Raw genomic sequence first — 5431 nt, 5'->3', positions numbered from 1 at the left:
GGCGGCCGGGCGTAAAATTACCCCAGGGGTTTTGACATATGTTGTCAACATACTTGCCGAGCTGCTCGCCTGGCATATGTCAAAAACCCCTGGGGTAATTTTACGCCCGGCCGCCCGGCCAATATCCCCCGTCCCCCTTGGCTGGCGCGTCCCCAATTGGGTCAGCTTCATCCCCGGGGTACATTGCGTTCGCATTTTGCTTCCAAGGCTGCTATACTCGCTTCGTTTGACTATCTTGGGGGTACGCTCACTGTTTGTACTCCCGTGGGAGGCACGATTCATGGCAGAGGCTGAAGTCAATAAAGTCGAAGAGATCCAGGAGCTGCTGGGCGGCATGGTCGACCAGCGCGTGAAGGTCAAGGCGAACATGGGGCGCACGCGCGTCATCGAGCGCATGGGTGTCGTCAAGTCCGTGCATCCTGCGGTGTTCGTCGTCGAGGTGACCGAGCGCCGCGGTCGCACCTCGCGCCAAAGCTACCAGTATGTCGACGTGCTCACGGGCACGGTCGAGCTCTTTGATCCCGAGACGGGCGAGCACATCTTCACGCCCGCCGTCGACCAGGCCGATGAAAACTAGCACCGACGTCCCCATCGTCGTTTCCGCTCCGTCGAAGATCAATTTCTACCTCGGTATCCATACCGAAAAAGACGGACGCGGCTACCATCGCGTCGACTCCGTGATGGCGGCGCTCGATTTGGCCGACACCCTGCGCATCGAACCGGCGAACGAGCTCGTGGTGCTCACCGAACCCGCCGTAGACGTTCCCATGGAGCGGAATACCGCATATCGCGCGGCTGTTGAGCTGGCGCGTGCATTCGGCTTCGAGCCGCGTGCGCATATCTCGATCGAAAAGCGCATTCCGCTGCAGGCGGGGCTCGGCGGCCCTTCCGCAGATGCCGCGGCGGTGCTCGTGGGCTTGTGCAAGCTGTGGGGAATCGACGTGCACGATGAGCGGGTGGATAAGGTCGCGCGCAGCATCGGTGCCGACGTCCCCTTCTTCTTGCATGGCCCGCTCGCATATCTCGATGGTGCGGGCGATTGCCTGCGGGAGCGCTTCGAGCCGTTCGAGGGTATGCCGGTCGTGCTCGTGAAGCCGCAGGATGCCGGCGTGAGCGCCGGAGCCGCCTACGCGCGTTTCGATGAGGAGCCGTGTCCGTTGCCGCCGTTGGATCCTATGATCGAGGCGCTGCGCAACCATGATGGCGATGCCGTTTGCGCGAGCATCGCGAATAACCTCGCGCCTGCGTCGTGCGCGCTCGAGCCGCAGATTGATGACGTGCTGGCGTGGTTGCGCGCGCAGCAGGGTGTTCGTGCTGCGCTGATGTCGGGTTCGGGGGCGTGCTCGTTCGCGCTCTGCGATTCGCTCGAGCGCGCCCGCGCGATCGCCGCGGCTGCTCAAAACCTGCATGAATGGTGGGCATATGCGGCAACCATGGAAAAGTCGGGAGCAACGGTAATCGAGAGCTAGCATTGTTCGAAACGTTCTGCTAGTATAGCTATCTGCTTCGGGTTGTGGCTCAGTTTGGTAGAGCACCGCGTTCGGGACGCGGGGGTCGCTGGTTCAAATCCAGTCAACCCGACCATCGTATTTTCGCAGGCCAGAGTGGGTATCCGCTCTGGCCTGTTTTGGTATCGGCGAGGATTATTCGGTATACCAAGACCCCAAGTGGGGATGAACCTGGGGCTTTGGGGTTTTACGAAACGTTTACATCCCCTGGCCTCTTATGACTCCAGCTCATGGGCATCCTCCTGCGAATTCTTCCACTCCGCACAATCGCGCTTATGCTATGAAATGGTTGTTTGGCAAGCACCCTCGCGGTATACTCAACCGAGCTCGTTTTCCAGTATTGGAGGAATACTATGCCTAAAGGCTTTGAGTGGATCGTCATTCTGATCATCGCCCTGCTCATCTTCGGACCCAAGGCGCTTCCGCAGCTCGGCAAGTCGCTGGGTGCCACGGTGAAGGGTCTTCGCGAGGGTATGTCCGGTAAGGGCGACGAGGAGTCCGCTCCCGCTGAGGAGAGCGAGGAGGATCGCGAGATCCGCGAGCTCGAGGAGAAGCTTGCCGAGGCCAAGAAGAAGAAGGAAGAGTCCGAAGACGAAAGCCCCATTTCGGAGTAGCTTTGTTCTTCCTATAGAACGTTTGCGGCCGGCTACCCGAACGGGGCGTCGGCCGTTATTATGTGTACGCACATCGAGCTAGCATAGATGCAAGGAGCCTGCTCAATGGAAACGAATGAGATTGTACTTACCGCCGAAGGTCGCCAGAAGCTCGAGGAAGAGCTCGCGTATCGCGAGGGCGACCTCACCAAGGAGATCGTCGAGCGCATCAAGGTCGCGCGCGACTTCGGCGACCTTTCCGAGAACTCCGAGTACGACGACGCCCGCGAGGAGCAGGCGAAGAACGCCGCTCGCATCAACGAGATTCGCGCCATCCTCGCGAATGCCAAGGATGCCGAGGACACCGGCCACACCTTCACCGTGTCGCTCGGTTGTGTTGTCGAACTCGTGGACGAGAACGGCGAAGTGACCGAGGTCACGATCGTGGGTAGCACCGAGACTGATTCGCTCCGTCACCGCATTTCCAACGAGTCGCCCATCGGCCGTGCGATCATCAACCACGCCGAGGGCGAGACCGTCGAGGTCCAGCTTCCCTCTGGCAAGACGCGCACGTACACTATCACGAAGATCTCGCGCTAGACCCCGGGTCGAGCGCGTCGCGTGGTTAGGAGCTCCCCGGGTCTCGACCTAGGGAGCTTTTTCGATTCTAGTTCCGATCCCGCCGCTCAAGCGTTTGCGGGATCACCCTGCGATTCGAGCAAGGAGCAGATGATGGCAGAGCAGCAAGAGCAGGCACAGCAGGCGGCCGCGGCAGACGCGGTCTCGACGTTGAACGACGAGCGCGCCCATCGCCTGGCGAAGCGTGCTGCGATCCTCGCCGCCGGCGGCGAGGCGTACCCGGAGCACTCCGAGGTGACCGACTACGTTGCCGATATCGAGGCGAAGTACGCCGGGCTTGCCGCTGGTGAGGACACGGAAGACGTGGTGAGCATCGGCGGCCGCATCATGGCGAAGCGCGGCCAGGGCAAGATCGCCTTCGCGGTGGTGCGCGATACGACGGCCGAGATCCAGCTCTTCTGCCGCGTGAACGACATGAGCGAGACGGACTGGGAGCTCCTGGGCGAGCTCGACCTGGGTGACATCGTGGGCGTGACGGGCAAGGTCGTGCGCACGAAGCGCGGTCAGCTTTCCGTGGCACCCACCAAGCTCACGTTGCTCTCCAAGGCCGTGCGCCCGCTGCCCGAGAAGTTCCACGGCCTTTCCGATAAGGAGACCCGTTACCGTCAGCGCTACGTGGATCTCATCATGAACGACGACGTGCGCGACACGTTCCGCAAGCGCTCGCAGATCATCTCGGCGTTCCGCCGTTACATGGAGGACAACGCCTACATGGAGGTCGAGACCCCGATTCTCCAGACCATTCAGGGCGGCGCCACCGCGAAGCCGTTCATTACGCACTTCAACGCGCTCAACCAGGAGTGCTACCTGCGCATCGCGACCGAGCTGCACCTGAAGCGCCTGCTCGTGGGCGGCTACGAGCGCGTGTTCGAGATCGGCCGCATCTTCCGCAACGAAGGCATGGACCAAACGCACAACCCCGAGTTCACCACCATGGAGGCGTACCGCGCCTACAGCGACCTCGAGGGCATGAAGGAGCTCGCCGAGGGCGTCATCAAGGCTGCCGCCAAGGCCATCGGCGCGGGCGAGCAGATTGAGTATCAGGGGCAGACGATCGATCTTTCCGGCACCTGGCCGAGCCGCCCCATGACCGAGATCGTCTCCGAGGTAATGGGCAGGGAGCTCACGCTCGATACGCCCATCGAGGAGCTGCGCGCCGCTGCCGCCGAGTGCGGCATCGAGGTCAAGTCCGAGTGGGGCGCCGGCAAGCTCATCGCCGAGATCTACGACGAGCGCGGCGAGGATTCCATCGTGAACCCCACGTTCGTGGTCGATTATCCCGTCGAGGTGAGCCCGCTCGCCAAGCGCTTCGAGGACGACCCGCGCCTCACGCATCGCTTCGAGCTGGTCATTGCCGGCCACGAGTACGCGAACGCCTTCAGTGAGCTCAACGACCCCGTCGACCAGGCGGAGCGCTTCGCCAAGCAGATGGAGGAGAAGGCCGGCGGCGACGACGAGGCCATGGAGTACGACGAGGACTACGTGCGCGCGCTCGAGTACGGCATGCCGCCGGCCGGTGGCATCGGCATCGGCATCGACCGCGTGGTCATGCTGCTCACGAATTCCGCGAGCATTCGCGACGTGCTGCTCTTCCCGCATATGCGCCCCGAGAAGGGAGCCGCGAGCGGCGCTGCTGCGGCGAAGGCCGCGCAGGAAGCTGCTACTGCCGAGCAGGCCGCGGGTGCGGCGAGCCCCTTCGTGGAGCCCAAGAAGCCCACGATCGACTATAGCAAGGTGCAGATCGAGCCGCTCTTCGAGGACTTCGTCGACTTCGACACGTTCAGCCGCTCCGACTTCCGCGCGGTGAAGGTGAAGGCCTGCGAGGCGGTGAAGAAGAGCAAGAAGCTCCTCGCCTTCACGCTGGACGACGGCTCGGGCGAGGACCGCGTGATCCTCTCCGGCATCCACGACTATTACGAGCCGGAGGAGCTCGTGGGCAAGACCCTCGTCGCCATCACGAACCTGCCCCCGCGCAAGATGATGGGCATCGATTCCTGCGGCATGATCATCAGCGCCGTGCACGCCGAGGGCGAGGGCGACGAGGCCGAGGAGCGCCTGAACGTCCTCATCGTGGACGACAGCATCCCGGCGGGCGCGAAGCTCTACTAAGCTGCACGCGCGTTTGCCGCCGTTGCTGCAGACGGGACTTCTCGGCAAGAACTATGAAAAGAGCGGGGGCAGCCGAACTTCGGCTGGCCCCCCCTTTTGATGCTAGCTGGTTGGGTACCGTATCAGAGAAAGTATCTACCGCAGTCTACGCTTGCGAGCCTTACTTCCGCCCTGCGAACGTCTGGAGCGCGCCAATCGCAATGCCCACGATGCAGGCGATGATGAAGAGCCAACCACCGAACAGGATGCTGACGCCGTCTTCCATCGTCATGAAGATGAAGATGAGGCCGAGCACGCCGGCGAGGAGCGGGGCGATGTTCGCCTCACGTCCCTGGTACAGGAAGGTGGCGGCGAGCGTTACGATGCCCGGGATGAGGTAGTAGAGGTTCTTGATCGAGCCGTCGACGTGCTGGCCGAAGACGTCGAGGCCAAACGTCATCTGCATGGGGCTGACCTCGGCGATGCCATACAGGCCGTACATCGGCAGGAAGAAGCAGATGACAAGCACCGCGCCGACGATGATGCGCGCGAGCGGAAGGATGCCGCCCAGGCTGCCTGCGAGCGAGCCGAGCGAGGAGCCGC

6 protein-coding genes and 1 tRNA gene are annotated in these 5431 nt (G+C 62.6%); 6 read left to right on the top strand and 1 reads right to left on the bottom strand.

Going from position 1 to position 5431, the window contains the following annotated elements; all coding sequences use genetic code 11:
- Nucleotides 1-280: 280 nt before the first annotated feature.
- The 6 genes from QZ079_RS07895 (at nt 281) to lysS (ending at nt 4849) form a co-directional block, all read left to right on the top strand.
- On the top strand, nt 281-577 hold the full coding sequence (locus QZ079_RS07895; RefSeq protein ID WP_291289144.1) for a Veg family protein: 297 nt from the start codon (nt 281-283) through the stop codon (nt 575-577).
- Nucleotides 567-1469 (top strand): 4-(cytidine 5'-diphospho)-2-C-methyl-D-erythritol kinase, encoded by a 903-nt coding sequence (ispE, locus tag QZ079_RS07890; RefSeq protein WP_297037292.1) that lies wholly within the window; start codon nt 567-569, stop codon nt 1467-1469. The genes QZ079_RS07895 and ispE overlap by 11 nt, the downstream gene beginning before the upstream one ends.
- A gap of 38 nt (nt 1470-1507) precedes the next feature.
- Nucleotides 1508-1584, top strand: a tRNA-Pro gene (locus QZ079_RS07885).
- Nucleotides 1585-1861: 277 nt separating this feature from the next.
- Entirely contained in the window at nt 1862-2122 is a 261-nt protein-coding gene (gene tatA, locus QZ079_RS07880; RefSeq protein WP_291289140.1) for a twin-arginine translocase TatA/TatE family subunit, read from the top strand.
- Between the two features lie 105 nt (nt 2123-2227).
- Nucleotides 2228-2701 carry a transcription elongation factor GreA gene (gene greA / locus QZ079_RS07875; RefSeq protein ID WP_297037290.1) on the top strand — a complete coding sequence of 158 codons (474 nt, stop codon included), beginning with the start codon at nt 2228-2230 and terminating at the stop codon, nt 2699-2701.
- Between the two features lie 132 nt (nt 2702-2833).
- The gene (gene lysS, locus QZ079_RS07870) at nt 2834-4849 is read left to right on the top strand and encodes a lysine--tRNA ligase (RefSeq protein WP_297037288.1); all 2016 of its coding nucleotides are present in this window, start codon (nt 2834-2836) and stop codon (nt 4847-4849) included.
- Nucleotides 4850-5009: 160 nt separating this feature from the next.
- Here the strand turns inward: lysS and QZ079_RS07865 are convergent.
- Nucleotides 5010-5431 (bottom strand): hypothetical protein (locus QZ079_RS07865; RefSeq protein WP_297037287.1); only part of this gene is annotated, 422 nt, incomplete at its 5' end.

Origin of the sequence: uncultured Enorma sp., from assembly GCA_905210055.1 — a bacterium.
Lineage (GTDB): Bacteria > Actinomycetota > Coriobacteriia > Coriobacteriales > Coriobacteriaceae > Enorma.
The sequence above is the reverse complement of the archived record's forward strand: the minus strand, read 5'-3'. Positions and strand labels throughout refer to the sequence as shown.